This window comes from Acidobacteriota bacterium (assembly GCA_030949985.1).
GTDB lineage: Bacteria > Acidobacteriota > Polarisedimenticolia > J045 > J045 > JALTMS01.
On the sequence record JAUZRX010000015.1, the window covers coordinates 44,868 to 69,130 of the forward strand.

A 24,263-nucleotide genomic window follows, 5' to 3' on the forward strand; every position below is an offset into this window, starting at 1 on the left:
TTCAACAGGCCGGCGCCCGCGGGCAAGGCCAGGGCAGAACCGCATGGTGGATCTTCACCGCCGAGCCCGGGCCGGCGCCATGGCGTGCCGGCTGCGGAACGACGATCTGACGGCCCAGGGCTCCGGCGAGCTGCTCGAGGATGGGCTCGGTGGGCACGGCGGCATCGGCTTCGAAATGCACGATCTCCCGCACCGGTAGCGGGGCGCCCGGTTCCTTCCCGCGGCCCAGGCGCACGGCGGCCCGGGGAACCGCGCCCACCAGCCACCAGACATCGTCCTGGCCCCAGTTGGCCTTCATCGCCCGCGGGCTCGACCAGCCTCCCGCCACGGCGAGGAAGAGTTCGGTGCTCGACGAAGCTTCGAGGCGCTCGATGGGACAGGGGGGGGGCGCCGGGCCGGGCGAGAGCATCCGGGGCGCTATCGGGGCCGGCGTTTCGTTGGCGGCCCGGCCGCGCGAGGACCGGGTCGGGCCGACCTTCGCCCCGATTTTCCGGGCCAGGTGGACCGTGCGTCGCGCGGTCCGTCGCGCCGTGCCCGCCAGGGGCAGGGCCAGGCCGGCGACGAGGCGGCGGCGAAGCGCGGTGAGAACCAGCAGGCGAGGCGCCAGGGTGCCGAGCCGGCTCTTGTAGGTGCCCTTGCCGGGAAGGTAGTCGATGATCTCAGGAGCCCCTTCCTCCCAGGCCGCCTGGTGTGTCTCCCACTGGATGATCGTGCCCAGGGACAGGGAGGCCAGCCGCTGGTCGTAGACCGTCGAGTAGGAGATGGCCCGGCCGCCGAGCCGGAACCAGATGTGGGCGGCGGCGGGCACCCCCGCCAGTTCCAGCACGAACAGGCGTACCCACCGGCGTCGGTCGGCGGCCCGCAGCAGGTGCTGACGGTGGGCGGCGGTCAGCGGCCGGAGATCGCCCTTCCAGCTGGCGGCGTGGACCCGGAGGTAGGTTTCGAACCCTTCGTCGAGAGGCAGGCCCCCTTCGCCGCCATAGCGCAGCAGGCGCAGGGAACCCAGGGTCTGCGCCTTGCGCCGGCGCTTGCGGGTCGTTCTGCGCACCTCGGGAAAGCGACGGGCATGCTCGTCCCAACTCGGTTCCGCGTTCGCGAGACACTCGGTGGTGCCTTCTGTCAGGTGGATCCGGAACCCGCTGCTCTCGAGTGCCTGGCACAGGGGGCGGACCTGCGGGTCGGTCGAGGGCAGGGCCAGAAGCTGGAGTTCGCGGGCACCGGCCCCGGCCGCCGCTTCGACCAGGGGAGCGAGGAGCGAGGCGTCGGGTCGCTCTTCATCCACCACCACGCGGTAGCGGGGACGATAGCCGATGGCGGGGATGGTCCAGCGTCCCGATCGGCCCGCGATCATCGGCATCAGCGCCCGCAAGCGGCCGTCTTCGAAGACGGCGGGAGTGCGCATGCGGGTGATCAGGTGTGCCGGCGCCACCGCAGCCCACGACTCGAGCCATGAACAGGTGTCGTAGAGATCGGCGCTCGCCCCGCGCCCCTCCACCAGGCGGTCCCATGCATCCCGGAGCGACGGCCACGGGCCGGCGCCCTCGAGGACGCGTACTTCTCGATGCATCTTCCCACCTCCCACCGCTGCCGCCCGTGCATCTACGGGCAAGCGGGTGACCGGTCAAGGCCCCGGGAGCAGGGCGGGCCAAAACGAAATGCCATGGAGTGGTGAGCGCCGACAGGCTGATTTTCGAGTCAGGGGGACGGATCCGGCTGCGATGCATCGATGGCATCGTCCGGGGGATCGGGGGCCGGGTCGAGCCATTCCAGAATTTCTTCCACGGAGGGGACACGCCCGGCGGCGAGCACTCGACCGTCGAGGAGCAGGGCCGGAGCGGCCTGGAGCCCAAGGGCGATGATTTCCATGATGCCGGAAACGGATTCGACCTCCACCTGGCCTTGGTGGAGGTCGACGGCCTGTCGAACGCGGGCCTCGAGCAGGACACAGCGAGAACAGCCGGTGCCGGCGACCTGCAGCCTGCGTGTCATCGTTCGCCCTTCGGGACCGCCGACGGCATCCCCGGTCCGGAGCGGTCCGGACCGGGGACGGGACTCGGTTGGGTCTCAGGAGCCGAAGTCGTAGGACTCCACGTGCATCTTGGGCGGATCACCGGCTTCGGCGATCGTGCCCTGCACCTCGACGGTGGCCTTGTCGTAGCGCTTTGTGAACAGTTCGCTCTCCTGGTCGGAATCCAGGACGACGTAGCCGCCATCGGCGGTCTGGATCGCGGCGGCGCAGGAGTCGGTGACGTGGTAGGTGCAGTGGGCGCAGCCCAGGGTGCCGGAGATCTCGACCGCCTGGCCGACTTCCCAGTTCGCGGCGTCCGCCTTCGTCTCGGTGTGCGTTTCGGCGGCCGTGGCCTCGGGAGCCGGGGTTTCTGCCGGGGCGGCGGGCTGTTCGCCTCCGCCGCACGCCGCCAGCGACAGCGCCAGGGCGGCAAGGATCAGGAGCGGCATTCTCATCTTTCAAACCTCCTTGGGTTTTTGGCGTGGGCCCCCCCGGCGGCAAGCCGGGGGAGATCCTGGTTCACTCCGGGTCAATCGGGACGAAAGCGTATTCTACACGCCCGGACCGGCGCGGCAGCAACCCCCACGACGCAAGGGCCTTTTCCGTCGCGCCGCCGCAGCCGGTGCGCCGGCCACCCCCACTCGCCGCGGCGGGGGGGTGACAAGCGGGTTCCGCGGGACCGCGGGGAGCCACTGGAGAAAGCCCGCCCACCCCGGCTATCATGCGCAGCAGGTCAGGCGGGACGTTGGTAAGGACTTGCTTCGGGAGGGTTTGGGAGGGCCGGTTGATTCGGGCGGTATGCAGCAGGGACGCCGGGTTTTCGGGAGGCTGTCGACTTCCTCTCGATGCCGGGCGCCTGGTGACTATCGTGGTTTTCGTGGTGCTGGCCGGCACCGGCACCGGACTTTGCGGGACCGGTGGGAGGCGGGGTGACCAGGCCGGGGGTCCGTGGGCTTCCGTGGTGGGGCAAGGATGGGTGCATCTCCCACGCCCCGCCACGCACTACCGGGCGGCCTCGCGCCGCGGCGGGGGGCCGCCCCGGCACGACGGTCCCGATCTTCGCCGCCGTTTCGTGGGCCCCGGCCCGATGACGGTCCACCGGGCGCCGGGCAGCGCAGCGTTCGAGTTCGGGGCGGCGGATCGGACACGCGTGGCGGAGGGAGATGGGGACCGGCCGGCGGAACTCGATGTCCCGGCCTCCTTCCGGCATCGGTGGTGGCTGCTTGGGAGCGTGCTGCTGGCGGCGGTGGTGCTGGCGGTCGGGGTCGTTCGCTGGCGCCTGCGGGCCGTGCAGCGCCGCGCCCGCGAGTTGGAAGAATATGTCGAACGCAGAACCCGCCAGCTCGAGCGGCTCAACGACGAGCTGACCCAGGCTGTCGAAGCCCGCAGCCGCTTCCTCGCCACGGTGAGTCACGAGATCCGCACGCCGATGAACGGCGTGATGGCCATCGCTCAACTCCTCGAGGGCACCGAGTTGAGCGACGAACAGAGGGAACTGGTCGATCTGCTCGGATCCTCCGGCCGGGCGTTGATGACCTTGCTCAACGGGGTGCTCGATCTGTCGAAACTCGAAGCGGGAGGGCTGGCACTCGATCCCCGGCCGATCGATCCTCGAGGCATTTGCGAAGACGTCGTCCGGCTTTTCGCTCCCCAGGCCGCGGCCCGGGGGATCTTCCTGGCGGCGGTCGCCGATCCGCGGGCCTGCCGCACCGTCGCCGCCGACGAACAGCGACTGCGCCAGGTACTGGGCAATCTCGTGGGCAACGCGGTGAAGTTCACCGAGCGGGGCCATGTGCTCGTGCGCCTGGGATGGCTGGCGGGCGGCTCCGCGGGTTCGGAACTCATGGTGGAGGTCGTCGACAGCGGGCCCGGACTTGGCGAGGCGGAGATCCCGCGGCTCTTCGAGCCCTTCTTCCAGCAGGCTTCGGCTCGCGGTCGGCCCGGAGGATCGGGGTTGGGCCTGGCGATCTGCAAGGGCCTGGTGGAGGCCATGGGAGGGCGGATCGGTGCGGCGGCCCGGAACGGGGGCGGGAGCCGCTTCTGGTTCACGCTGCCTGTGGATTCCGAAGAGGCCGTCTCGGCGCCGCGCCTCGATGGCGTCGAGGTGCTCGTCGACCTGGAGGACGAGGCGGTGGCCCGCGATCTGGCCCGGGCGCTGGCCGCCATGGGGGCCCGGGTCGACGTGGGCGACGCAGGCGCCGAAGTGCAGTGCCCCGCGGGTGGCTTGTCGTGGGTCCTGGTGGGACGTCGGCGGGGCGAGCGGGCGGTCGATCGCTTGCGGCGGATCGCGGATGCCGCGGGGGGGAGAAGCCGCCTGGTGTGGCTGGCGCCTCCCGCCGGAGAGGGCTGGACCGGCGGTGAAGATCTGGAGTCGGACGTGCGCAAGCTGGCCGGGCCGCTGTTGTCCTGGAAGGTGGCGGCCATGCTGCTCGACGATCCGCCCCTCGTCCAGAAGGAGCGTCGGCAGTGGTGCGTGGGAGGGTTCGAAGGGCATGTGCTCGTGGTCGATGACAACCCGGTCAACCTGGAGGTGGCTGCACGGATCGTGCAGCGCCTCGGCTGCCGGGTGTCCCGGGCGGTCGACGGCCGGCAAGCCCTGGATCGACTCGAGGCGGGCGACGTGGATCTCGTGCTGATGGACTGCCAGATGCCCGCGATGGACGGCTACGAGGCCACCCGGGAGATCCGGAAGATCCCGAGCCTGGGGAATCTGCCCGTCGTGGCGGTGACGGCGGCCACGTCGGTCGAGGATCGCGAACAGTGTGAGCGGGCCGGCATGAATGACTACCTGAGCAAGCCGGTCAGCGTCGAATCCATCGAACGGGTGCTCCGGCAGTGGCTCGGGCCGCGGACCGCGTCGTGAAGCGGAGCGGCCTGGCCGAGCGCCCCGACGATCGGCGCTGACCGCCGGAAGGCCGCCTTCCTCTTGCGGGAGTTGGCGGCAAGTTCCGGAGAGACTCCGTTCTCCGCCATCACCTTTCGATATATTTCGCCTGCCACCTTCGTCCCGGCGGGAGCCTTGCCGTCCGCTTGTCCGCGGGAGGGCGCGACCCTAAGTTCGCCCATGGAAGGCAAACCAAGTAGGAGTCGCCGCGTGTCCAACAAGACCTACACCAAGCCTGTCATCCTCTACCGTGAGAAGGTCGAAGCTCGGGCTGCCGGCTGCGCCAAGGCCGATGCCACAAGTTGCTCGTCGGGCCCGCTGCAGAGCTGAGCCCCCGGCCGGAGCCGCGCTCCACCCCGCCACGACCTCGATGACCGACTCCCCCGGGGGCGCGTTGTGCCGCCCCGGGGGTGATGGTACATTTCGCTGACGAATCGGCGGAAAGCCCCGCTGTTTCGGCGTTTTCGAGCTGTTTCTCTTTCTTCCGATCTGCGGGGGCAGGGATGACCAGGGTGCTCCTCGTCGATGATGCGCGCCTGATGGCGGAGCTGGAAGGCACGGCTCTCGGCCGCTCCAGTTTCGAACTGGTTCCCGTGCGCGCCGGCCAGGACATCGTGGCCCTGGCGACGCGGTTGCGCCCCGACGTCATCCTGCTGCGCAACGGCGAGAGTTTCCCCGACGCCCTCGAGGCCTGCCGCGCCCTCGAGGCCGAGCCGGCGACCCGCGGGATCCCGGTGGTCTACATCGGCCTGGGTCTTCATCGTCAGCGCTACCTGGCGGCCGGTGTGAAGGTCTTCATTCCGCGGCCGGTGACGCGCCACGAGCTGCAGGAGGCCATGCGCCACGTGCTCGCCCTGAGGGACCGGGTGGCGTTGCGCCGCAGTGTGCGCCTGGCCGTCCGCCTGGTACTGGCGGACCAGGTGGTGGAAGGCCGCAGCGTCAACCTCTCCATCACGGGGGCCCTGCTCGACCTGCGTCGCCGCGTGGAGCCGGGAGAGAGAGGCACGCTCTGCTTTACCGCCGCCGGTCGACAGGTGGAACTGAGCACCGAGGTGGTGCGCTGTGGACCGGGTCCGGGGCTCGACAAGGGAGTGGGCGTTCGTTTCGTCAACATCGACGCCCACACCGCCGCCTGGCTCAGTCGCTTCGTCCGTACCGAGGGAGAGCGGCGGGCGGCCGTGGCCGGCGGAGAGCCGGCCCGATGAACGCGGCGCCCCGGATCCTCCTGGTGGACGACGACCGGGAGATTCTCGAGATGACCTCCCTGCTGTTGGCCGGGGCCGGCTACGGCGTCGAGCCGGCGCCTTCGGGGGAAGAGGCTCTCTTTCGCCTGCACCAGCAGAGCTTCGACCTGGTGTTGCTCGACATCAACATGCCGCGGATGGACGGCTGGGAGGTGCTTCGCCTGCTCAAGGAGGACGAGGCCACCCGGGATGTTCCGGTGATCATGTTCTCGGTGAATTTCGAGCTGCGGGAAAAACTTCATGCGCTCCAGCAGGGTGCGGTCGATTACATCACCAAGCCCTTCGACACGCGGACCCTGGTCGAGCGGATCGCGGGAGTCCTTCCCGCCGCGGCGAAGGGGTCCGAGTGAAACCCGCCTCCGGCGATGACTTTCACCGCCTGAGAACGGCCTTTCTCAGGTTGCGGGCCGCTCTGCGCGACCCGACGACGGGGCTCTACGCCTACAGTCTCCATTTCGACGAGGTGCGGGCCCTGCTCACCCGCCGCCGGCGGGTGGGAGTGGTGTGGATCGGCCTGGGAGACCGGCGACTGGTGGAATCGGTCTACGGCTGGGAGGCCTACGATCGACTGATTGCCGAGGCCTCCACCTGCCTGGCCGGCTTGCGGGGGGAGGTCTTCGCCGACGAGGGCATTCTCGCCGTGGCCGGGGTGCATGCGGATGCGTTTCTACTCTTCACGCCGGCATTCCAGGACGCCGCCGAGTTGGCGCCCGACTCCCTCGCCCGCCTGGCCGATGTCCTGCGCGATCGCCTGGAGGTCGCCCTGGCCAAGGCGGAGGCCGCTTTGCCGGCGGTGCCCGCGCCGATCCGGGTGGGCGCTTCCCTGATCGAGGACAACCCTTTCCATCGCTTCGAGCGGCAGGTCTACCTGGCCATCGACGAGGCGCGGACCCTGGCCGAGCGGCCGCGGGATTCCGAACGTCTGGCCTGGATGGCGGAGATTCAGCGTGTGCTGCGGGAAAGGGACCTGCAGGCCGTTTTTCAGCCGGTGGTGGACCTGGTCAGCGCCGCGCCCGTAGGGCTCGAAGCCTTCGTTCGCGGTCGTCCCGGTTCGGTGCTGGCCCTGCCGCGCGTGCTCTTCTCCGTCGGTCGCCGTTCGGGGCTGGCCGGGGAACTCGATCGCCTCTGCCTCGAGCGCATCGTCGAGGCGCTCGAACAGGGTGAGACGCCGCCTTTGTTGTTCGTCAATGTCACGCCCGAGGGATTGGCCGATTCCCGGTGGCGCTCGGCAGGGCTGATCGAGCGGCTGGCGGGTGCGGGCCTTTCCCCCTCGAAGATCGTTCTCGAGGTGGTGGAAGGGCAGATCCTCGGCGACCCCCGGAATTACCGCGATCTGATCGACGACCTGCGGGCGGTGGGCTATCGCCTCTCCCTCGACGACATGGGTTCGTCGGCCCGTTCGGTGAGCCTGGTCGAGGATCTGCGCCCCGAGTTCATCAAGTTCGATTTCTCCCTGCTCCGGGGAGCGGGGAGTGAGCCGCTGCAGAGAGAACTGATTCGCTCCCTGGTGTCACTCGCCGGCCGGGCGGGCGCGCGGCTGGTGGCCGAGCGCATCGAGAGCGAGGAAGAACGGGATTTCCTGGTCGACTGCGGCGCCCGCTGGGGACAGGGCTACTACTTTGCCCGGGAGGGAGCCCCGGCGGCCTATCGGCCGGGAGCCGCGGGGAGGCCGGCGTGATCGCTCTCGCGACATGGGAGACCCTGGCCCTGCTGGCCGGAGCGCTCCTGCCGGGGTTGCTGCTGGCCCTGGTCGGTCTGCTGCTCTTCTTCGCCGGTCTCGGCCTCGGCCGGCGCTGGCCGGCGGGCAGTGTGCGTCGCTTGGTACAGGCCCTGCGCGACCTGGCTTCGGGCCGCCCGGTCAGGGCACTCGAGGATCTGCCCCCGGGGCCGGCCGCCGAAGTCGGTGAGGAGATCCAGAGGCTGGCCGCGGCTCTCGGAGAGCGGGAGCGTGGCGGGGGCGGGCACTCGGCCCGCTTGGCCGAGGCTCTCGACGCCTTTGGGGACCGGGGCCTGCTGGTGGTGGATCGCGAACTGCGGGTACTGGCGGCGGGAGAGGGCTTCGCGCGCCTGGTGGGGGGACGTCCCGGCGACTTCGTGGGCCATCCCGTCGCGGGCGTTTTCACCACCGAGAGCTGGCAGACCCTGGCGGCCTGGCTGACCGCGCCCGAGGGTCTGACGGAGGGCGGGCGGATGAACGCCGCCCTGCGCCGTGCCGCCGGCGAGCCTCGGGCGGTGCGCGTCGCCGGCGTCGTGTTGCCCGGCGCCCGGGGCGAGATCGCGTTGCTCGTCGAGGTGGCGGGCGACGAGCAGGAGAGCGGCGCCCGGCTCGAGCGTCGGCTCGAAGAGGCCCGAGCCCTGACCGATGCGGTGGCCGAGGCCATCGTTGTGGTCCGGGACGGCGTGGTGGTGGCGCTGAGTTCCGGTGCGGAACGGTGGCTGGGGAGCGCGGTGCTCGGTGAGCGTCTCGAACGCCTGCTGGCCGCCGAGGATCTTCTGCTGGCCCTCGATCGGGTGGGGCGGGCCCAGGGGGGCGAGTCGGTCGAGCCCTTCCACTGCTGGGTCGTGCCGCCGGCGCCCCAGGATCCCCGCCGGGTGGAGGCCCGGGCGGTGCCCTGTCACCACGATGGCGGTCCCGCGGTGGCCCTGGCGCTGCGGGCGGCGGCCGCCCGCCTCCCGCGCCCCCGGCGCAGCCGCGACAACGAGGCCCGGCTGCTGGCCCTGCTCGAGACCCTGACCGACGGATTCGTCCTGCTCACACCGGCTCCGGGGGATGGCTGGCAGGTTTCCCTGGTCAATCCCCACACCACGCGCCTGCTGGGCGGGAGCCCCGCCCTGGATCCGGGAATGAACGAGGAGGATCTGGCCCGGGTTCTCGAGGGTTGCCTGGGCACGCCGGCCGGGAGCCTGCGGGAATTTCTCGCCGCGCCCCCCGCCGCGGCGGCCGAGCCTCGGACCCGCGTCGTCGAGCCGGCCGGTGCGCCGCCGCGCAGCATCGAACTCTCTCTCCGGGCGGTGCGCACGGCGGAAGGGCGCCTGATCGGCAAGGTGCTGGTGCTGCGCGACGTGACCGCCCAGCGCCGCCGGGAGCGCCGGCTCGCGGGCAGTGCCGAGCAGCTCGAACACTCCCGCCGCACCCTGCAGAAGGCCTACGAGGACCTGGCCGCGGCCAACCGCAACCTGGAGCAACGCAGCGGTGAACTGGCCCGCATGAACAAGGAACTGGTGGAACTCGACCGCACCCGGGCGCAGCTTCTGGCCAACATCTCCCACGAACTGCAGACCCCGCTGGTGTCGATCCGCGGCTACACCCAGATGGTGCTCGAGGGCCGGCTGGGCAAGATCAACGAAGAGCAGCGCCGGGGGCTCGAGGTGGCGGTGCGCAACGTGGATCGGATGGTGGAGATGATCTCCGCCCTGCTGGCCTACGCCCGTTCGGAGAAGGCCGAGCCCGCCGACCCGGAACCCACCGACCCGCGGCCCGTGCTGGCGGAGGTGCTCGACCGGCACCGGGAGAACGCCGCGGCCCACGAAATTACGATCGAGGCCCGGCCGGTGCCCGAGGGGCTGTGGCTGATGGCCGAGCAGGAGGCCCTGCTGCAGGTGCTCGACAACCTGGTGGCGAACGCCATCAAGTACAACCGTCGGGGCGGCAAGGTGGAGGTGGGCTTCTCGGCGGAAGAGGGCCCGTGGGTCGAGCTGGCGGTACGGGATACGGGGCTGGGTATCGCGGCCGACGAGGTGGGCAAGGTCTTCGATCGCTTCTATCGGGCGCGGAACGCGACGGGCATTTCGGGCACCGGTATCGGCCTGGCCACCGTGCGCAACCTGGTCGAGCAGCATGGCGGCCGGATCGAGGTGGAAAGCGAGGTGGGCCGGGGGACGGTCTTCAGGGTCCACTGGCCGCGCGCGGAAGTGCGCGATGCTCAGTCGTCCTGACTCCCCGGTCTTCCCGATCCCGTGGGACCGCCTGCGCCCGAAATGTCTTTCCGCCGCAGACGGGCCGCGGTCTCCAGCAGGATCGATCCCGCCACCGCCACCGAGAGCGACTCGCTGCCGGCTTCCATGGGGATGCTCACGGTCGTGGCCGCGCTGACCAGGGCTTCCGGCAGCCCGGCGACTTCAGCGCCGAGCAGCAGCCGTGGCGCCCCCTCCCAGCTCAATGCCGAGGGCGTCACGCCCCCCCGGGGCAGGGCGGCGACCAGCGGCTGGCCGTCCTGTTCGAGTCGCTCGAGCAGGATGGCGGCGTCGGTGGCGCGGGCGGTGGGGAGACGGTGGATCGCTCCCGCGCTCGAGCGCACCGCCTTGGGACTCCAGGGGTCGGCTCCTGCCACCGCCACCAGGCCCCCGGCACCGAAGGCGGCCGCCGAGCGGACCAGGGTGCCCAGGTTACCCGGATCCTGGATCTTCCAGCACACCACCACGAGACCCGACGTCCGCCGGTCCAGTACGGTCCGGGGGTCGTCCGCCGTGGCGGGCAAGCGGCAGGCGGCCAGCAGGCCGGGGCCGTGGGAGGTCGGCGCCGTGCGCTCGAGCAGGTCCCGCTGGACGGGCTGGACGGGAACCTCTTCGCCCAGCAGGCGCTGGATCAGGCTCCGGTAGGGCTCCTGCCCGATGTGCGGGGAGGCCACCAAGACCCATACCGGCCGACTCCCTGCGGCCAGGGCCTCGGCCAGGGCGGTGGGACCCTCGATCAGGAACAGTCCGGCCTCCCGTCGCCGACGGGGCTGCCGGCCGAGAAGCCGGGCCTGGCGGACCAGGGGATGGGACGAGGACTTGAGGGCCTCGGGCAATCGAAACATCGCTCGGATGCCTCCACGGGGGAAAGCGCGGCGCACAAGGAGGATAATCCACTCATGGACCGTTTCCTGGACTTTTCCGCAGACGAGATCGGCGTGGCCGCCGCTGCCGGTTGGCTGCGCAGTGGCGGGCTCCTGATCTATCCCACCGAGACCTTCTACGCCCTGGGGTGCGATCCGCGGCGGGCCGACGCGGTCGCCGCCCTCCGGCGGCTCAAGGGCCGCTCGGAGGCCAAGGCCCTGCCCCTGCTGGCCGGCAGCCTCGAACAGGTCGGTCAGGCGGCCCCGGGGTGGCGCCGCTGGCCGAGGGCCCGCCGCTGGGCGGAGAGTTTCTGGCCGGGGCCCCTTTCCCTGGTGCTCGACGGCAGCGTGCTGCTGGCCGCCGGCGTGCGCGCCGCCGACGGCTCGGTGGCCCTCCGCTGGACCTCGAACGGGATCGCCGCCGCGCTGGCCCTGGAATTGGGCTATCCCGTGGTCGCCACTTCCGCCAACGCGGCGGGCGCGCCTGCGTGCGATCGACCGGCACGGGCTCTCGAGGCTCTGGGAAGCGGGCCCCTGGCCGTGCTGGACGGGGGCGTCAGCCCCGGCGGCGCGCCTTCCACCCTCGTCGACCCCCGACGGGATCCTCCCCGGCTGATCCGGAGCGGTGCCCTCGATCCGAGCCGCCTCGGCCTGGCCGCGGGGGACGCGCATTCTTTTCCGGGGTAGGCTTTCCGCCGGCCCCGCCGCCGCTGGGACGAGGGGCCGTGTGCCGGCAGGTGCCGGCTGTCGGGAGGCTTGCCCCATGCACAGATTCCGCTGCCTGCGCGGCGTTTTCCTCGTCGTCCTCTTCGCGTCGGTCCTGCTCGCCGCCCCACCGAGTGGAGCCGCGCCCGAAGTGATGGTTCTCGGCTTCGACGGCGCCGACCCGGGACTGGTCCAGCGTTACATGGACGAGGGACTGCTGCCCCATCTCCAGGCCCTGGCTCGGGAGGGGCACTTCGCTCCCCTGATGCCCACCAACCCGCCCCAGACCCCCGTCTCCTGGGCCGCCTTCTCCACCGGGCTGAATCCGGGCCGGACCGAGATCTTCGACTTCCTCTACAAGAAGAAGAACAGTTACGTGCCGGACTTCGCCCTGGCCACCGCCGGCAAGAAGGTCTTCCTTTTCGGAGAGCGCAACGGCCAGGTCGTCGCGGCGGCGGCGGGAGTGTCGCTGGCGTTGCTGGTGCTCCTGCTGCTCAAGCTCCTGGGCTTGCGGTGGCTGACGGCTTTCGGCGTGGCCCTGGTGGCCGGCGGTGCCGCGGCGGTGCTTGTGGTGGGGCCGGCGACCGCCTGGCTGCCGGTGGAGGTGCCCACGGCCACCAACAACCGTCAGGGCACGCCCTTTTGGACCCTGGCGGCGGCGGCGGGCAAGAAGGTCGGCGTCGTGCGCGTGCCGGTGACCTTTCCCGCGGAAGCACTGCCCGCGGGTTCGACGATGCTCTCCGGGCTGGGTGTGCCGGACATGCGCCGTCGGGTCGGTTCTCCCACGCTCTTCACCTCCGACCTGAGTTTCCGCAACCGGCAGAACCAGTTCAGCCTGGAGTTCAAGGAACTGCCCGCCAGGCGTGGGGTGATGGAGACCAGCCTGATCGGGCCCTTCAACTATCCCTTCCACGTCTTCGTCCTCGAACGGGCCCGCGAGCAGTGGAAGGCCCAGGGCCTGAGCGCCGCTGAGCGCAAGGAGAAGGAGAAGGCCCTGGTGGCCCAGCTCCTGGAAGACGGCCAGCCACGGGAGTTCAACCTGCCCCTGCACCTCGAGGTCGACGATCGCTCGTTGCGCTGGGAGATCAGCGGGCAGAAGGGCGAACTGCACGTGGGGGAGTGGTCCGACTGGGTGATTCTCGATTTTCCCGTCAACTGGGTGATCGACCGGCTGCAGCCCCTGAGGGGTATGGGCCGCTTCAAGCTCGTGGCCCTCGAGCCCGAGCTGCAGCTCTACTTCTCGCCGGTCAATTTCCACCCTTCCTGCCATCCGGTGAACTATTCCTGGCCGCCGGACTGGGCGGAGAAGATGTCGCGCAAGATCGGTCTGTTCAAGACCCAGGGCTGGGCCATCGACACCTGGTCGCCGCCGTCGGGCGTCGGCGGAATCGACCTCTTCGTCGAAGACATGAACTTCACCGTCGACGCCTACGAGCGGATGATGGATGCGGCGCTGGCGGAGGGCGACATCGACGTCTACGTCCAGATCTTCTACTTCACCGACAGGGCGGGGCACATGTTCTGGCAGCAGCTCGATCCCCAGCATCCGCTCTACGATCCGGAATTGGCCGACAAGTACGAGCAGGAGATGCGCAAGGTCTACCAGCGGATGGATCGCCTGGTGGGCAAGGCGCGCCGGGCGGCGGGTGAGGACACCCTCTTTCTCGTGCTCTCGGACCACGGCTTTTCGTCTTTCCGCCGCCAGATCAACATCAATACCTGGCTCTACCAGCACGGCTATCTGGCCCTCTCCGGCCAGGTGGGCACGCGCAACCTCGAGCAGCTCTTCGACAAGCACGTGACCCAGGTCAACGTGCTCTCCGGCATCGACTGGTCCCGCACCCGGGCCTGGGCCATGGGGCTCGGCTCGATCTACATCAACGTGGTGGGCCGCGAACCCCAGGGCATCGTGATGCCCGGCGAGGAATACGACCGGCTGGTGGCCGAACTCAAGGAGGGGCTCGAAGGCGCGGTGGACGAGGCCACGGGACTCAAACCCGTGGCGCGCATCTACACCCGTGACGAGATGTACGAGGGCTACGATCCGGACAAGATCGCCGACCTGCGCATGGCCAACATCCTCGGCTACCGGGTTTCGTGGCAGGATGCCCTGGGCGGCCTGTCGACCCGGGTTTTCGAGGACAACGAGCGGGTGTGGAGCGGGGACCACTGCTCTCTCGACCCCGCCGAGGTGCGGGGGATCCTCTTCGTCAACCGGCAGCTGAAGGTGGAGGATCCGGCGATCATGGACATCGCTCCCTCGATTCTGGCAACCTTGGGGCTCGAGCCCGACGCCCGGCTCGATGGGAGGGTGATCTGGTAGTTCTCCCGCGCCCGCTGACCTGGCTCGTCCTCGTCGGTCTGCTGGCCGCTGGTGGCGCCTCGGCGACCCCCGGCTCCAGCACGCCCGATGCCCGGCGCCTGGCCCGGCTCGATGGGGAGATCGCCCGCCTTGCGGACGAGCGCGATCGTCTGGCGCGGCGCGAACGGGGGCTTTTGGGCAAGATCGACCGGCTGGCCGCCGAGGCCCGCTTGCTCGACGCGCGGCGGGAAAAGCTGGCCCTCGAGCGTCACGACCTCGAGACGCAGATCGCCCGCACCCGCAGCGAGGAGGAACGGGAACGTCGGCGCCTGGAAGCTTCACGCAGGCTGTTCCGCTCGACCGCGCTGCTGTTGCGGCGCATCGGTCCCCTCGGGCAGCTCCGTCCGCTGCTGGACGTTCCCGACGCCGAGCGTCTGGCGGCGGTCCTGCGACTGGGCCGGGAACTCAGCCGCAGGCGCCAGGAACAGGTGCGGGAGATCCAGCAGGCCCTGGTTCGCCTGGCGGAGCTGGTGGAAAGGCGTCAGCGGCAGCAGGCGGAACTGGCACGCCTCGAGCGGCAGGCCGCCGCGGCCCGCCGCCGCCTGGCGGGGGCCATCGCCACCCGCAAAGAGTTGATCGCCGCCATCCGCCGCGACACCGAGCGGCGTCGCCAGGCGCTGGCGGAGTTGCACCGGGCGCGGGAGGAGCTGAGCGCAGTGCTGGCGGGGCTGACCAGCAGCCGGGAGATCCGGCTCGACATTCACGCCTTCCGCGGTCTGCTCGACCGCCCGGTGAAGGGCCGGGTCACCGCGGCTTTCGGCGATCGGCGGGATCCGCGCTTCGGCACGGTGATCCCCCATCCGGGCTGGGACATCGACGCCGACTTCGGTCGGCGCGTCCGCGCGCCCTTCGAGGGACGGGTGGCCTTTGCCGACTGGTTCCGCGGTTACGGCCTGGTGGTGGTGCTCGACCACGGACGGGGAGTCCACACCGTCTACGCGCACCTTTCCGCCGTTCTCGTGGAGGTGGGTGACCGCCTGGACAAGGGCGATGTGCTCGGCCGCGTGGGCGACACGGGTTCGTTGCGGGGGCCCTATCTCTACCTGGAGATCCGTGAAGCCGGTCGCGCGGTGGACCCGGCGGGATGGTTCCGGGGCGAATCTTGAGGGGGTCGGTGCCGGGGGCACGACTCGGGAGTCGAGAGCATGAAACAGGAACAGGTACGGGTCGTGGGCAAACAGCCCAACTCGCGGATGTGCTTCGTCTGTGGGCTGGAAAACAGGCTCGGACTCCACAGCCGCTTCTACCAGGTCGACGACGATCGGCTGGTGGCGGTCTTCACCCCCGCCGAGGAGCATCAGAGCTATCCCGGCCGGCTGCACGGGGGCGTCTCGGCGGCGATCCTCGACGAGACCATCGGGCGGGCGATCATGATTCGCCATCCGGGAGAGATCTGGGGCGTGACCGTCGAGTTTTCGATGAAGTTCCGGCGGCCGCTTCCCCTCGACACGCCCTTGAAGGTGGTGGCAACGATCACCTCCGAAAACCGCAGGGCCTTCGAAGGGGAGGGGGCGATTTTCGATCCTGACGGTGGGGTGGCGGTCTCCGGCCGGGGCAAGTACCTGAAGATGCCCATCGACAAGATCGCCGACTTCGACAGGGACCACGAGCAGTGGGTCGTGCTCGAGGAAGCCGACGACCCGTCCAGCCTGCTGCTTCCCGGACCGTAGGGCGCTGGTCTTTTCCCGTCAGCGCCCCGGGTGGGAATAGTGGGGGTCGTCGAGCCGCTGCATGTGTTCGACGTAGCGCCGGTCGGGGATGTCGTTGGCCCACCAGCCGGCGGAATAGGCCAGCACGTAGCCGCCGAGGAAGAGGCCGAGCACCACGGCGGCGAAGGTCAGTGGGCGCCAGCGCCGGTAGGGGGGGCCGACGGTAAGGGTTCCGGCGGCGGGACAGACCGCCACGCAATCCAGGCAGCCGGTGCATTCGGCGCTGCTTACCGCGGGCAGGCGGGAGACGGGCAGGTGGGCCATGCAGACGTTGTCGCAGGCCTTGCAGTCGGTGCAGGTCTCCGCCCGGCGGCGGACCTTGACCGGCGACAGCCACGAGAAAAAGCCCAGCAGGGCGCCGTAGGGACACAGGTAGCGGCACCAGGCCCCCTGGATCACCACGCTCAGCCCTGCCAGCACGAGCAGCACGATCGCCCCGACGCGACCGATGTCGGCGAAGAAGAGGTACATCTTCACGTCCGCCACCTGGTTGTAGTCCGAGGTGATGAAAGCCCGCAGGCCCGCGGGGCCCATGGTGAAGATGGCCCAGAGAAAGAAACCCAGCAGCAGGTACTTCAGGCCGCGCAGGGGGATGTCGAGCCAGCGGGGAAGGCGCAGCAGGCGGCCGAAGAGCAGCCGCCCGAGGCGGGCCAGGGTCTCGGAGACCAGGCCCACGGGGCAGATCCACGAACAGAAGGCCTTGCGGGCCACGATGGCGATCAGCACGAAGATCACGAACAGGACCGTAGCCGCCGGGTGGACCCGGTTGAGCGTGCCCTGGTAGAAGGCGTCGAGCAGGCCCATCAGCCCGCTGATGGGGAGAAAGCCCTCGACGCCGGGGGGGCGCACGGGGAGGGGCAATTCGCCTCGCTGGGCGGCGCCGACGAAGCGCGCGAACTGGACTCCCAGGGCGATGCAGAGCAGGGCGAAGGCGATCTGCACCAGTACCCGGACGCGATAGGAACGAGCGCCGGGCGCCCGGATGCGTCCTTCGAGCCAGCGGAGGAGGGGCGGGGCGTTACCGCGGGGTGCGCTCATGGGTCGGGCCTTCTCGTCGAGAGAGGAGGGCTTCTCTTGCGAACGCTACGCATTGTGGGCGCAGGCCCCCAGGCTGTCAAACCTGCCGGTTATACGCCGGGTCGGGCCTTGCGCGCTTCGGTGGAGGGGCTCCCGACCCTGTGCGATACTCCGCCCCCCGCGCAGAGGGGAGGAAGCCGCGCCGTATGGTTGAAAAAGACGTTCTCAGTGACGGGCTGACGCTGCTCGTCGAACGGGTTCCTGGAGTGCGATCGGCGACCCTCGGCGTCTGGCTGCGCATGGGCAGTCGCCACGAGCCCGCTCGCCTTTCGGGTATCTGCCACTTCATCGAGCATCTGCTCTTCAAGGGCACCGAAACCCGCACCGCCCGGGAGATCTCCCTGCTCACGGACCGCATGGGCGGGCATCTCGACGCCTTCACGTCGAAGGAGAACACCTGTTTCTACGCCCGGGTTCTCGACGAGCACCTGCCGCTGGCGGTCGACCTGCTCTCGGACATCGTCCGCCGGCCCCTTTTCGATGCCGAAGAACTCGAGCGCGAGCGCCGGGTGATCCTGGAAGAGATCCGGATGGTCAACGATTCGCCGGAAGAGCGGATCTACGACCTTTTCTGCGAGTCTTTCTGGCCTCGGCACCCTCTCGGTCGTCCGATCCAGGGCACCCTGGAGAAGGTGGGCGCGATGAGCCGCCGCACGGTGGCGAACTTTTTCCGGCGGGCCTACGTGCCGGAGAACATGGTCATCGCCGTCGCCGGACGGGTCTCCGCGCGCCATCGCCGGCTGCTCGAACAGGCCTTCTCCGGCCTGCCCGCGGGCAAGCGGGTGGCCCCCGGAGGCGCGCCCCGCTTCCGCCCGGGGTTGTGCCGCGAGTTGCGGAAAGACGTCGACCAGGTGCACCTGCTCTTCGGCCTGCCGGGTCTCGCCTCCGGAGATCCCGACCGCTTCTGTCTGCACCTGCTCAACACCCTCCTCGGCGGCAGCATTTCCTCGCGGTTGTTCCGGCGGGTGCGGGAAGAGCGGGGCCTGGCCTATTCGGTGGCCTCCCAGGTGCATTCCCATGAAGGCGGCGGCCTGTTGACGGTCTACGCGGGCACGTCCCCCCGGTCGGCCCGGGAAGTGCTCGGGCTGTGCCTCGAGGAGATGCGTGACCTGGCCGCCCGCCCGCCGGCGGCCGAGGAACTGGACGTGGCTCGTGACCATCTCAAGGGGAGCATGCTGCTCTCGCTCGAGTCCACCAGCAGCCGCATGAGTCGTGCGGCCCGGGAAGAAATGGTCCTCGGTCGGCACATGACAGCCGGGGAAATCACCGCGGAACTCGACCGGGTGCAGCCCGAAGACCTCAACCGCCTGGCCGCCAGGCTGATGGCCGGCCGCCAGGTGGCCCTGGCGGCGGTGGGCAACACCCGCGGTCTGCGCATCCGCGAGCGGGACCTGGTGCTGTGAGCGGAGCCGTCGATGTGCGGGTCGAGGTGAAGGTGCTGCCCCACGGGCGGGACCTGCCCCTGCCGGCTTACGCCACCGAGGGTTCGGCCGGCCTCGATCTGCGGGCCGCGGTGAAGGACGAGATCGTTCTGGATCCCGGAGAGCGCACCCTGGTGCCCACGGGCCTCGAACTGGCCATTCCCGCCGGTTACGAAGGGCAGGTGCGCGCCCGCAGCGGCGTGGCTCTCGTCGCCGGTGTGGGTCTGCCCAACGCCCCCGGTACCATCGACAGCGACTACCGGGGCGAGTTGAAGGTGCTCCTGATCAACTGGTCGAACGTGCCTCATGTGATCCGCCGGGGGGAGAGAATCGCCCAACTGGTGATCGCGCCGGTGGCGCGGGCCACCCTGGCGGAGGTCGAGGAACTGCCCGGTACCTCCCGCAGCAGCGGGGGGTTCGGGCACACCGGACGGGAGTGAACGTGGAGGTGGTGGTCCTCGGTTCGGGATCCAGGGGCAACAGTGCCCTGGTGCGGGCCGCCGGCTCGGCCCTGCTCGTCGATGCGGGGCTCTCCGCCCGGCAGCTCCGGCGTCGCCTCGAAGCGGTGGGCCAGGATCCGGCGCGCATCGAGGCCGTGCTGCTGACCCACGAGCACAGCGACCACATCGCGGGACTGCGGGTCTTCCGGCGTCGTTGTCCCCTGCCCGTGGTGGCCAACGCCTCGACTCTCGAGGCCACCGAGCGGATCCTCGGCGAGAATCTCGACGACAGCGTCGAGCAGGCCACCGGCGGCAAGCTGCAGATCGGCCCGTTCCAGGTCACCAGCTTTCCCGTGCCCCATGACGCGGCCGAGACGGTCGGCTACGTGATCGAGGCCGAGGGTGTGCGTCTGGGCTACGCCACCGACCTGGGGCATGTCACGCGCCTGGTGCACGAGCGCCTGTCGAGCTGCGAGATGGTGGTGGTCGAGGCGAACCACGACCGCCAGATGCTGATGGACGGCCCCTATCCCTGGGCCACCAAGCAGCGGGTCGCCTCCCGCCACGGACACTTGAGCAATGATCACGCGGCCGGCCTGCTGCCCGACCTGGCTCGTTCGGGGACCCGGGCGGCGGTCCTGGCCCACCTCTCGGAAACGAACAACGATCCGCTGCTGGCCCTGGCCGTGGTGCGGGGAGCCCTGCGCGCCGAGGGTCTGGACGCGATGCGGATCGAACTGGCGCGGCAAGATACTCCCGCCGGGGCCGTGGCGGTCTGAGCCGGGCCGAACGGATCTCCGGCGGAAGGGGAAACCACGATGATCGAACGCTACACCCGTCCCAGGATGGGCCGACTCTTCACCGACCAGGCACGGCTGGAAGCCTGGCTCAAGGTGGAACTGGCCGCCACCGAGGTGCTCTGCGAGCGGGGCCAGGTGCCCGCCAAGGCCCTGCGCGCCATCCGTCGCCGCGCCCGCGTGGATCTGCAGCGTGCGCTGGAAATCGAGAAGACCGTCAATCACGACGTGATCGCCTTCGTCACCTCGGTGGCCGAGAAGGTGGGCGTCGAGGGTCGCTACCTGCACCTGGGGCTGACCTCTTCCGACGTGGTGGACACGGCCCTGGCCCTGGTGATGGTGGAGGCCTGCGACCTGCTGCTCGAGGATCTCGACGCTTTCATCGTCGTGTTGCGGGAGCAGGCCGAGCGCTGGGCCGGACAGCCCATGGTGGGGCGGACTCACGGGGTCAATGCGGAACCGATCACCCTGGGCCTGAAGATCGCCGGTTGGGCCACCGAGATGGCGCGCAGCCGCGAGCGGGTGGCTCGGGCCCGGGAGACCATCCGTTACGGCAAGCTCTCCGGCGCCGTCGGCACCTGCGCCCAGCTCTCGCCGGCGGTGGAAAAGGCCGTTATGAAAAAGCTGGGACTGAAGGTCGAGCCGGTGGCGACCCAGGTGATTCCCAGGGATCGTCACGCCGAGGTGCTGACCACCCTGGCCCTGCTGGCCGCGGGCCTCGAGCGCATCGCCACGGAAATCCGCCATCTCCAGCGTACGGAGGTGCGGGAGGTGGAAGAGCCCTTCCGCAAGGGGCAGAAGGGCTCGTCTGCCATGCCTCACAAGCGCAATCCCATCGCCTGCGAGAACACCACGGGCCTGGCGCGGGTCGTGCGCTCCAACGCCCTGGCGGCCCTGCAGGACATCGCCCTGTGGCACGAGCGGGATATCTCCCATTCCTCGGTGGAACGGGTGATCATTCCCGACAGCTTCATCCTGCTCGATTTCATGCTCGGCCGGATGAACCGGGTGGTGCGGGACATGCACGTCTACCCGGACGCCATGGCGCGGACTCTCGAGCGTTCGAAGGGGCTGATCTTCTCCCAGACCCTGCTGCTGGCCCTGGTGGAGGCGGGATTGACCCGGGAGGACGCCTACGCCCTGGTGCAGCGCAACTCCATGGCGGTGTGGGCCGGCGAGCATCCGGGCCTGCTCGAGGCCTGCCTGGGCGACGCGGAGATCGTCGAGCTGCTGGGGACCGCGGGGGTGCGCCGGGCCTTCTCCCTCAAGCGCCTGCTGCGCTGGGTGCCCAACATCCTGCGCCGCGGGCTGGCCGTACTCGGCTGAGGGCCGATTGCCTCCGGCCGTCCGTCGTCAAGTCTTTCCGGGGCGAGGGGCCTCCGGAGACCCGGGCCCGGCGTGAAAGAGGCCTTGGGAGCGGGCTGCTAGAATGGCCCTTTCCCACGGAGCGGTGCGATGACGGATGGCGGAGGCAGGCTCGGGCCGGACGGCTTTCGCGACGAGTGCGGCGTGGCGGCGGTGTTTCGCCATCCGGAGGCGGCGAACCTGGTCTATCTCGCCCTCTACGCCTTGCAGCATCGCGGGCAGGAGTCGGCGGGCATCGCCGCCGGTGACGGGGAGCGGATCCGCCGCTCGGTGGGCATGGGCTACGTGGCCGATGTCTTCACTCCCGAGCGCCTCGAGGAGCTCTCCGGGACCCACGCCATCGGTCACGTGCGTTACGGCACGGCCGGCGGCTCGGTGCTGGAAAACGCCCAGCCCCTGCGCATGACCCACCGTCGGGGGCCGGTGGCCCTGGCCCACAACGGGAACCTGGTCAACGCCCTGACCCTGCGCTCGAAGCTGGTGCGGGAAGGATCGATCTTCCGCACCACTTCCGATACCGAGGTCATCCTGCACCTGATCGCCCGCTCGAGGGCGACGCGCCTGGAAGACGCCCTGGCCGAGGCCCTGGGACAGGTGGAAGGAGCCTACTCGCTGGTGGTGGCCGACCAGGCCCGGGTGATCGTCGTCCGGGATCCGCGGGGCTTCCGTCCCCTCTCGCTGGGCCGCCTGCCGGACGGGGCGCCGGTCGTGGCCTCCGAGAGCTGCGCGTTCGACCTGATCGGCGCGCGTTTCGAGCGGGACATCGCGCCCGGTGAGATGCTGGTGCTCGGGCCCGGCGACGAGGAAGCCTCGTTTCACCCTTTCCCGGAGGCCCGGCCGGTTCCCTGCATTTTCGAGTACGTCTACTTCTCGCGGCCCGACAGCTACGTCTACGGCCGCAGCGTGGGCGATGTGCGCCGGGCGATGGGGCGCCGGCTGGCCGCCGAACAGGCAGTGGAAGCCGACCTGGTGGTCCCCGTGCCCGACAGCGGTGTCCCGGCGGCGATCGGTTTCTCCCAAGCCTCGGGGATCCCCTTCGATTTCGGCCTGGTGCGCAACCACTACGTGGGCCGTACCTTCATCGAGCCGACCCAGTCGATCCGGCACTTCGGGGTGAAGGTCAAGCTCAATCCCGTGCGGGCCCTGATCGCGGGGCGGAGGGTTGTGCTGGTGGACGACTCCCTGGTGCGGGGCACCACGATGGCCAAGATCGTCAACATGGTGCGGGCGGCGGGGGCGCGGGAGATCCACGTGCGCATTTCCTGCCCGCCCACGGTGGCGCCCTGCTATTACGGCGTGGACACACCGAGTCGCGAGGAACTGATCGCTTCCCACACCGAGGTGGAGGCGATCCGCGCCTTCATCCATGCCGACTCCCTGGGCTACCTCTCCCTCGAGGGACTGACACGGGCGGTGCAGGGCAGTGAAGGTGAGTTCTGCGTGGCTTGCTACACCAACGACTATCCCGTGCCGCTCTCCGACGGCGCCGAGTTGCGCCGGGAGATGCGGCTGATCGACGAATCGGTGGAAGAGATCGGCGGCATCGGGAGCCGCCAGGAGAAGAAGCGATGAACGATGAGCGGCGGCGGGAGGCGATGACCTACCGGGACGCGGGGGTCGACATCGACGCCCAGGACCAGGCCCTGGCCAGGATCCGCAATCATCTGGCCTCGACGAAGACCGCCGGCGTACTCTCGGACCTGGGCTCCTTTGGGGGGCTCTTCCGTGTGCCGGCCGACGTGGACGATCCGGTGCTGGTGGCCAGCGCCGACGGGGTAGGCACCAAGTTGATGGTGGCCTGGAAGGTGGGGCGCCACGACACGGTGGGCGAAGACCTGGTCCATCACTGTGTCAACGACATCCTGGTGATGGGGGCCCGGCCCCTGTTCTTCCTGGACTACTTCGCCGTCGGGCGTCTCGACCCCCTGGTGGCTGAGCAGGTGGTGGCGGGGGTGGCGCGGGGATGCCGCCATGCGGGCTGCGCCCTGCTGGGAGGCGAGACCGCCGAGATGCCCGACATGTATCGCCCCGGTGAGTACGATTTGGCGGGCACCATCGTGGGCATCGCTTCCCGGGGCGCCCTGCTCGACGGCAGTCGGGTCGGTCTCGGTGACCGGCTGCTGGCCCTGGGTTCGAGCGGCTTGCATACCAATGGCTACACCCTGGCCCGCAAGATCGTCTTCGACAGGCTGGGCCTCGGTCCCGACGACGAGTTGCCGGGGACGGGCAGCAGCGTGGCCGAGGCCCTGCTGGCCGTGCACCGCTGCTACCTGCGCCCGGTGGAAGGTTTGCTGGGCTCCGGGCGCCTCCATGCCCTCAGCCACATCACGGGAGGTGGCTTGACCGACAATCTTCCCCGGGTCCTGCCGGAAGGGCTCTCCGCCCGCATCGACTTGGGAAGTTGGCGGGTCCCCCCCCTCTTCCGCACGCTCCAGCAGGCCGGCCGGGTGCCCGACGACGACATGCTGCGTACCTTCAACCTGGGGGTCGGCATGGTGCTCGTGGTGGCCGCGGAGGAAGCCGAGGCGGCCATCGCCCACTGCCGGGAGCAGGGGGAGACCTGCTGGCAGCTGGGCGAAATCGTCGAGGGAGACAGGCAGGTGGTCTACGCGGGAGGGCTGGGAGCGTGAAGAAGGTCGGCATCCTGATCTCGGGGCGCGGTTCCAACATGGTGGCGCTGCTCGAGGGCATGCGGGCGGGGGAGATCCCCGCCCAGGCGGCACTGGTGGTCGCCGATCGGGCCGATGCCCCGGGCCTGGCCAAGGCCGCGTCTTTCGGTGTGCCCACCGCGGTGGTCGATCGCAAGGATTACCGGGGAAGGCGGGAGGAGCACGATCGGGCGGTCGCTGATGCCCTGGAGGCCGCCGGTGTGGATCTGGTCTGCCTGGCAGGCTACATGCGGATTCTCGGCGCGGCTTTCGTCGAGCGCTTCGCGGGCCGGATGATCAACATCCACCCGGCGCTGCTGCCCGCGTTTCCCGGGCTTCACGCCCAGCGCCAGGCCCTCGAGCAGGGGGCGCGGATCAGCGGCTGCACCGTGCACTTCGTCGATGCCCAGGTGGACCACGGTCCGACCATCGTGCAGGCTGCCGTGCCTGTCCTGCCGGACGACACGGAACAGAGCTTGTCGACGCGCATCCTCGAGCAAGAGCACCGGGTCTACCCCCTGGCCCTGAAGTGGCTGTGCCAGGGCCGGGTGCGGGTCGAGCAGGGGCGCGCCGTGCTCGAGGGTGAGGCGGTCGAGCCTCCGGGTTCGCTGATGGTGCCTGGCCCCGACGCTTGACGGCGGCGCCCGAAGAGGCTTGACTGGGCAGCAGAAGGGGGCCCGAGGAGAGGCTCCGCATGAAGATTCCCCGTGTGCTGCTCGTGCCGGTCCTGGGAGCCGGTCTTCTTTTTCTCTGCGCGAGTGTGGCCCCCGGGGCCGAGCGCAAGCC

Annotated in this window: 21 protein-coding genes; 16 read left to right on the forward strand and 5 right to left on the reverse strand. The window is 70.0% G+C overall.

The genetic code is table 11. The features are described from left to right. Position 1: 1 nt before the first annotated feature. The 3 genes from Q9Q40_02835 to Q9Q40_02845 form a co-directional block, all read right to left on the reverse strand. A complete protein-coding gene (locus Q9Q40_02835) occupies positions 2–1,567 on the reverse strand; it encodes a GNAT family N-acetyltransferase (protein ID MDQ7006146.1) in 1,566 nt (521 codons plus the stop codon). Positions 1,568–1,695: 128 nt separating this feature from the next. Then, positions 1,696–1,989: a thioredoxin family protein gene (locus Q9Q40_02840; GenBank protein ID MDQ7006147.1), complete on the reverse strand. Its 294-nt coding sequence runs from the start codon at positions 1,987–1,989 to the stop codon at positions 1,696–1,698. 75 nt (positions 1,990–2,064) lie between these two features. Further along, the gene (locus tag Q9Q40_02845) at positions 2,065–2,463 is read right to left on the reverse strand and encodes a hypothetical protein (GenBank protein MDQ7006148.1); all 399 of its coding nucleotides are present in this window, start codon (positions 2,461–2,463) and stop codon (positions 2,065–2,067) included. A gap of 329 nt (positions 2,464–2,792) precedes the next feature. On the opposite strand from Q9Q40_02845, the gene Q9Q40_02850 reads away from it, so the two are divergent. From Q9Q40_02850 to Q9Q40_02870, 5 genes are all read left to right on the forward strand, one after another. Beyond that, on the forward strand, positions 2,793–4,871 hold the full coding sequence (locus tag Q9Q40_02850; protein MDQ7006149.1) for a response regulator: 2,079 nt from the start codon (positions 2,793–2,795) through the stop codon (positions 4,869–4,871). A 524-nt stretch (positions 4,872–5,395) separates the two neighbouring features. Further along, positions 5,396–6,097, forward strand: coding sequence for a PilZ domain-containing protein (locus tag Q9Q40_02855; GenBank protein ID MDQ7006150.1), 702 nt, complete (start codon positions 5,396–5,398; stop codon positions 6,095–6,097). Next, positions 6,094–6,486 carry a response regulator gene (locus Q9Q40_02860; protein MDQ7006151.1) on the forward strand — a complete coding sequence of 131 codons (393 nt, stop codon included), beginning with the start codon at positions 6,094–6,096 and terminating at the stop codon, positions 6,484–6,486. Before Q9Q40_02855 ends, Q9Q40_02860 begins: the two co-directional genes overlap by 4 nt. Next, positions 6,483–7,814 carry an EAL domain-containing protein gene (locus Q9Q40_02865; GenBank protein ID MDQ7006152.1) on the forward strand — a complete coding sequence of 444 codons (1,332 nt, stop codon included), beginning with the start codon at positions 6,483–6,485 and terminating at the stop codon, positions 7,812–7,814. Before Q9Q40_02860 ends, Q9Q40_02865 begins: the two co-directional genes overlap by 4 nt. After that, entirely contained in the window at positions 7,811–10,072 is a 2,262-nt protein-coding gene (locus Q9Q40_02870) for a PAS domain-containing sensor histidine kinase (protein ID MDQ7006153.1), read from the forward strand. The genes Q9Q40_02865 and Q9Q40_02870 overlap by 4 nt, the downstream gene beginning before the upstream one ends. Here the strand turns inward: Q9Q40_02870 and Q9Q40_02875 are convergent. Next, complete coding sequence (locus Q9Q40_02875; GenBank protein MDQ7006154.1) at positions 10,060–10,935, reverse strand: RNA methyltransferase; 876 nt, start codon at positions 10,933–10,935, stop codon at positions 10,060–10,062. The genes Q9Q40_02870 and Q9Q40_02875 overlap by 13 nt on opposite strands. A gap of 54 nt (positions 10,936–10,989) precedes the next feature. On the opposite strand from Q9Q40_02875, the gene Q9Q40_02880 reads away from it, so the two are divergent. The 4 genes from Q9Q40_02880 (at position 10,990) to Q9Q40_02895 (ending at position 15,690) form a co-directional block, all read left to right on the forward strand. Beyond that, on the forward strand, positions 10,990–11,640 hold the full coding sequence (locus tag Q9Q40_02880) for an L-threonylcarbamoyladenylate synthase (GenBank protein MDQ7006155.1): 651 nt from the start codon (positions 10,990–10,992) through the stop codon (positions 11,638–11,640). Positions 11,641–11,716: 76 nt separating this feature from the next. Further along, positions 11,717–13,981, forward strand: coding sequence for an alkaline phosphatase family protein (locus Q9Q40_02885; protein ID MDQ7006156.1), 2,265 nt, complete (start codon positions 11,717–11,719; stop codon positions 13,979–13,981). 173 nt (positions 13,982–14,154) lie between these two features. Beyond that, complete coding sequence (locus tag Q9Q40_02890; GenBank protein ID MDQ7006157.1) at positions 14,155–15,126, forward strand: M23 family metallopeptidase; 972 nt, start codon at positions 14,155–14,157, stop codon at positions 15,124–15,126. Positions 15,127–15,165: 39 nt separating this feature from the next. Further along, positions 15,166–15,690, forward strand: a complete 525-nt coding sequence (locus tag Q9Q40_02895) for a PaaI family thioesterase (protein ID MDQ7006158.1) — start codon at positions 15,166–15,168, stop codon at positions 15,688–15,690. Between the two features lie 18 nt (positions 15,691–15,708). On the opposite strand, the gene Q9Q40_02900 is transcribed toward Q9Q40_02895, so the two are convergent. After that, positions 15,709–16,767, reverse strand: a complete 1,059-nt coding sequence (locus tag Q9Q40_02900) for a 4Fe-4S binding protein (GenBank protein MDQ7006159.1) — start codon at positions 16,765–16,767, stop codon at positions 15,709–15,711. Between the two features lie 185 nt (positions 16,768–16,952). On the opposite strand from Q9Q40_02900, the gene Q9Q40_02905 reads away from it, so the two are divergent. From Q9Q40_02905 to purN, 7 genes are all read left to right on the forward strand, one after another. Further along, entirely contained in the window at positions 16,953–18,209 is a 1,257-nt protein-coding gene (locus Q9Q40_02905) for a pitrilysin family protein (protein ID MDQ7006160.1), read from the forward strand. Beyond that, entirely contained in the window at positions 18,206–18,667 is a 462-nt protein-coding gene (gene dut / locus Q9Q40_02910; protein ID MDQ7006161.1) for a dUTP diphosphatase, read from the forward strand. The genes Q9Q40_02905 and dut overlap by 4 nt, the downstream gene beginning before the upstream one ends. A 2-nt stretch (positions 18,668–18,669) precedes the next feature. Next, a complete protein-coding gene (locus Q9Q40_02915) occupies positions 18,670–19,446 on the forward strand; it encodes an MBL fold metallo-hydrolase (protein ID MDQ7006162.1) in 777 nt (258 codons plus the stop codon). Between the two features lie 39 nt (positions 19,447–19,485). Continuing rightward, positions 19,486–20,790 carry an adenylosuccinate lyase gene (gene purB / locus Q9Q40_02920; protein ID MDQ7006163.1) on the forward strand — a complete coding sequence of 435 codons (1,305 nt, stop codon included), beginning with the start codon at positions 19,486–19,488 and terminating at the stop codon, positions 20,788–20,790. Positions 20,791–20,919: 129 nt separating this feature from the next. After that, the gene (gene purF, locus Q9Q40_02925; protein MDQ7006164.1) at positions 20,920–22,401 is read left to right on the forward strand and encodes an amidophosphoribosyltransferase; all 1,482 of its coding nucleotides are present in this window, start codon (positions 20,920–20,922) and stop codon (positions 22,399–22,401) included. After that, positions 22,398–23,459, forward strand: a complete 1,062-nt coding sequence (gene purM / locus Q9Q40_02930) for a phosphoribosylformylglycinamidine cyclo-ligase (GenBank protein ID MDQ7006165.1) — start codon at positions 22,398–22,400, stop codon at positions 23,457–23,459. The genes purF and purM overlap by 4 nt, the downstream gene beginning before the upstream one ends. Continuing rightward, the gene (gene purN, locus Q9Q40_02935; protein MDQ7006166.1) at positions 23,456–24,112 is read left to right on the forward strand and encodes a phosphoribosylglycinamide formyltransferase; all 657 of its coding nucleotides are present in this window, start codon (positions 23,456–23,458) and stop codon (positions 24,110–24,112) included. Before purM ends, purN begins: the two co-directional genes overlap by 4 nt. Positions 24,113–24,263: the final 151 nt, after the last annotated feature.

Bases quoted from the DNA above. Each gene is read 5' to 3' on its own strand.
- Q9Q40_02845 (MDQ7006148.1), bottom strand. From the start codon at position 2,463: ATGAGAATGCCGCTCCTGATCCTTGCCGCCCTGGCGCTGTCGCTGGCG.
- Q9Q40_02875 (MDQ7006154.1), bottom strand. From the start codon at position 10,935: ATGTTTCGATTGCCCGAGGCCCTCAAGTCCTCGTCCCATCCCCTGGTC.
- Q9Q40_02895 (MDQ7006158.1), top strand. From the start codon at position 15,166: ATGAAACAGGAACAGGTACGGGTCGTGGGCAAACAGCCCAACTCGCGG.
- Q9Q40_02835 (MDQ7006146.1), bottom strand. From the start codon at position 1,567: ATGCATCGAGAAGTACGCGTCCTCGAGGGCGCCGGCCCGTGGCCGTCG.
- Q9Q40_02885 (MDQ7006156.1), top strand. From the start codon at position 11,717: ATGCACAGATTCCGCTGCCTGCGCGGCGTTTTCCTCGTCGTCCTCTTC.
- Q9Q40_02860 (MDQ7006151.1), top strand. From the start codon at position 6,094: ATGAACGCGGCGCCCCGGATCCTCCTGGTGGACGACGACCGGGAGATT.
- purB (MDQ7006163.1), top strand. From the start codon at position 19,486: ATGATCGAACGCTACACCCGTCCCAGGATGGGCCGACTCTTCACCGAC.
- Q9Q40_02840 (MDQ7006147.1), bottom strand. From the start codon at position 1,989: ATGACACGCAGGCTGCAGGTCGCCGGCACCGGCTGTTCTCGCTGTGTC.
- Q9Q40_02880 (MDQ7006155.1), top strand. From the start codon at position 10,990: ATGGACCGTTTCCTGGACTTTTCCGCAGACGAGATCGGCGTGGCCGCC.
- Q9Q40_02855 (MDQ7006150.1), top strand. From the start codon at position 5,396: ATGACCAGGGTGCTCCTCGTCGATGATGCGCGCCTGATGGCGGAGCTG.
- purM (MDQ7006165.1), top strand. From the start codon at position 22,398: ATGAACGATGAGCGGCGGCGGGAGGCGATGACCTACCGGGACGCGGGG.
- Q9Q40_02900 (MDQ7006159.1), bottom strand. From the start codon at position 16,767: ATGAGCGCACCCCGCGGTAACGCCCCGCCCCTCCTCCGCTGGCTCGAA.
- Q9Q40_02905 (MDQ7006160.1), top strand. From the start codon at position 16,953: ATGGTTGAAAAAGACGTTCTCAGTGACGGGCTGACGCTGCTCGTCGAA.
- purF (MDQ7006164.1), top strand. From the start codon at position 20,920: ATGACGGATGGCGGAGGCAGGCTCGGGCCGGACGGCTTTCGCGACGAG.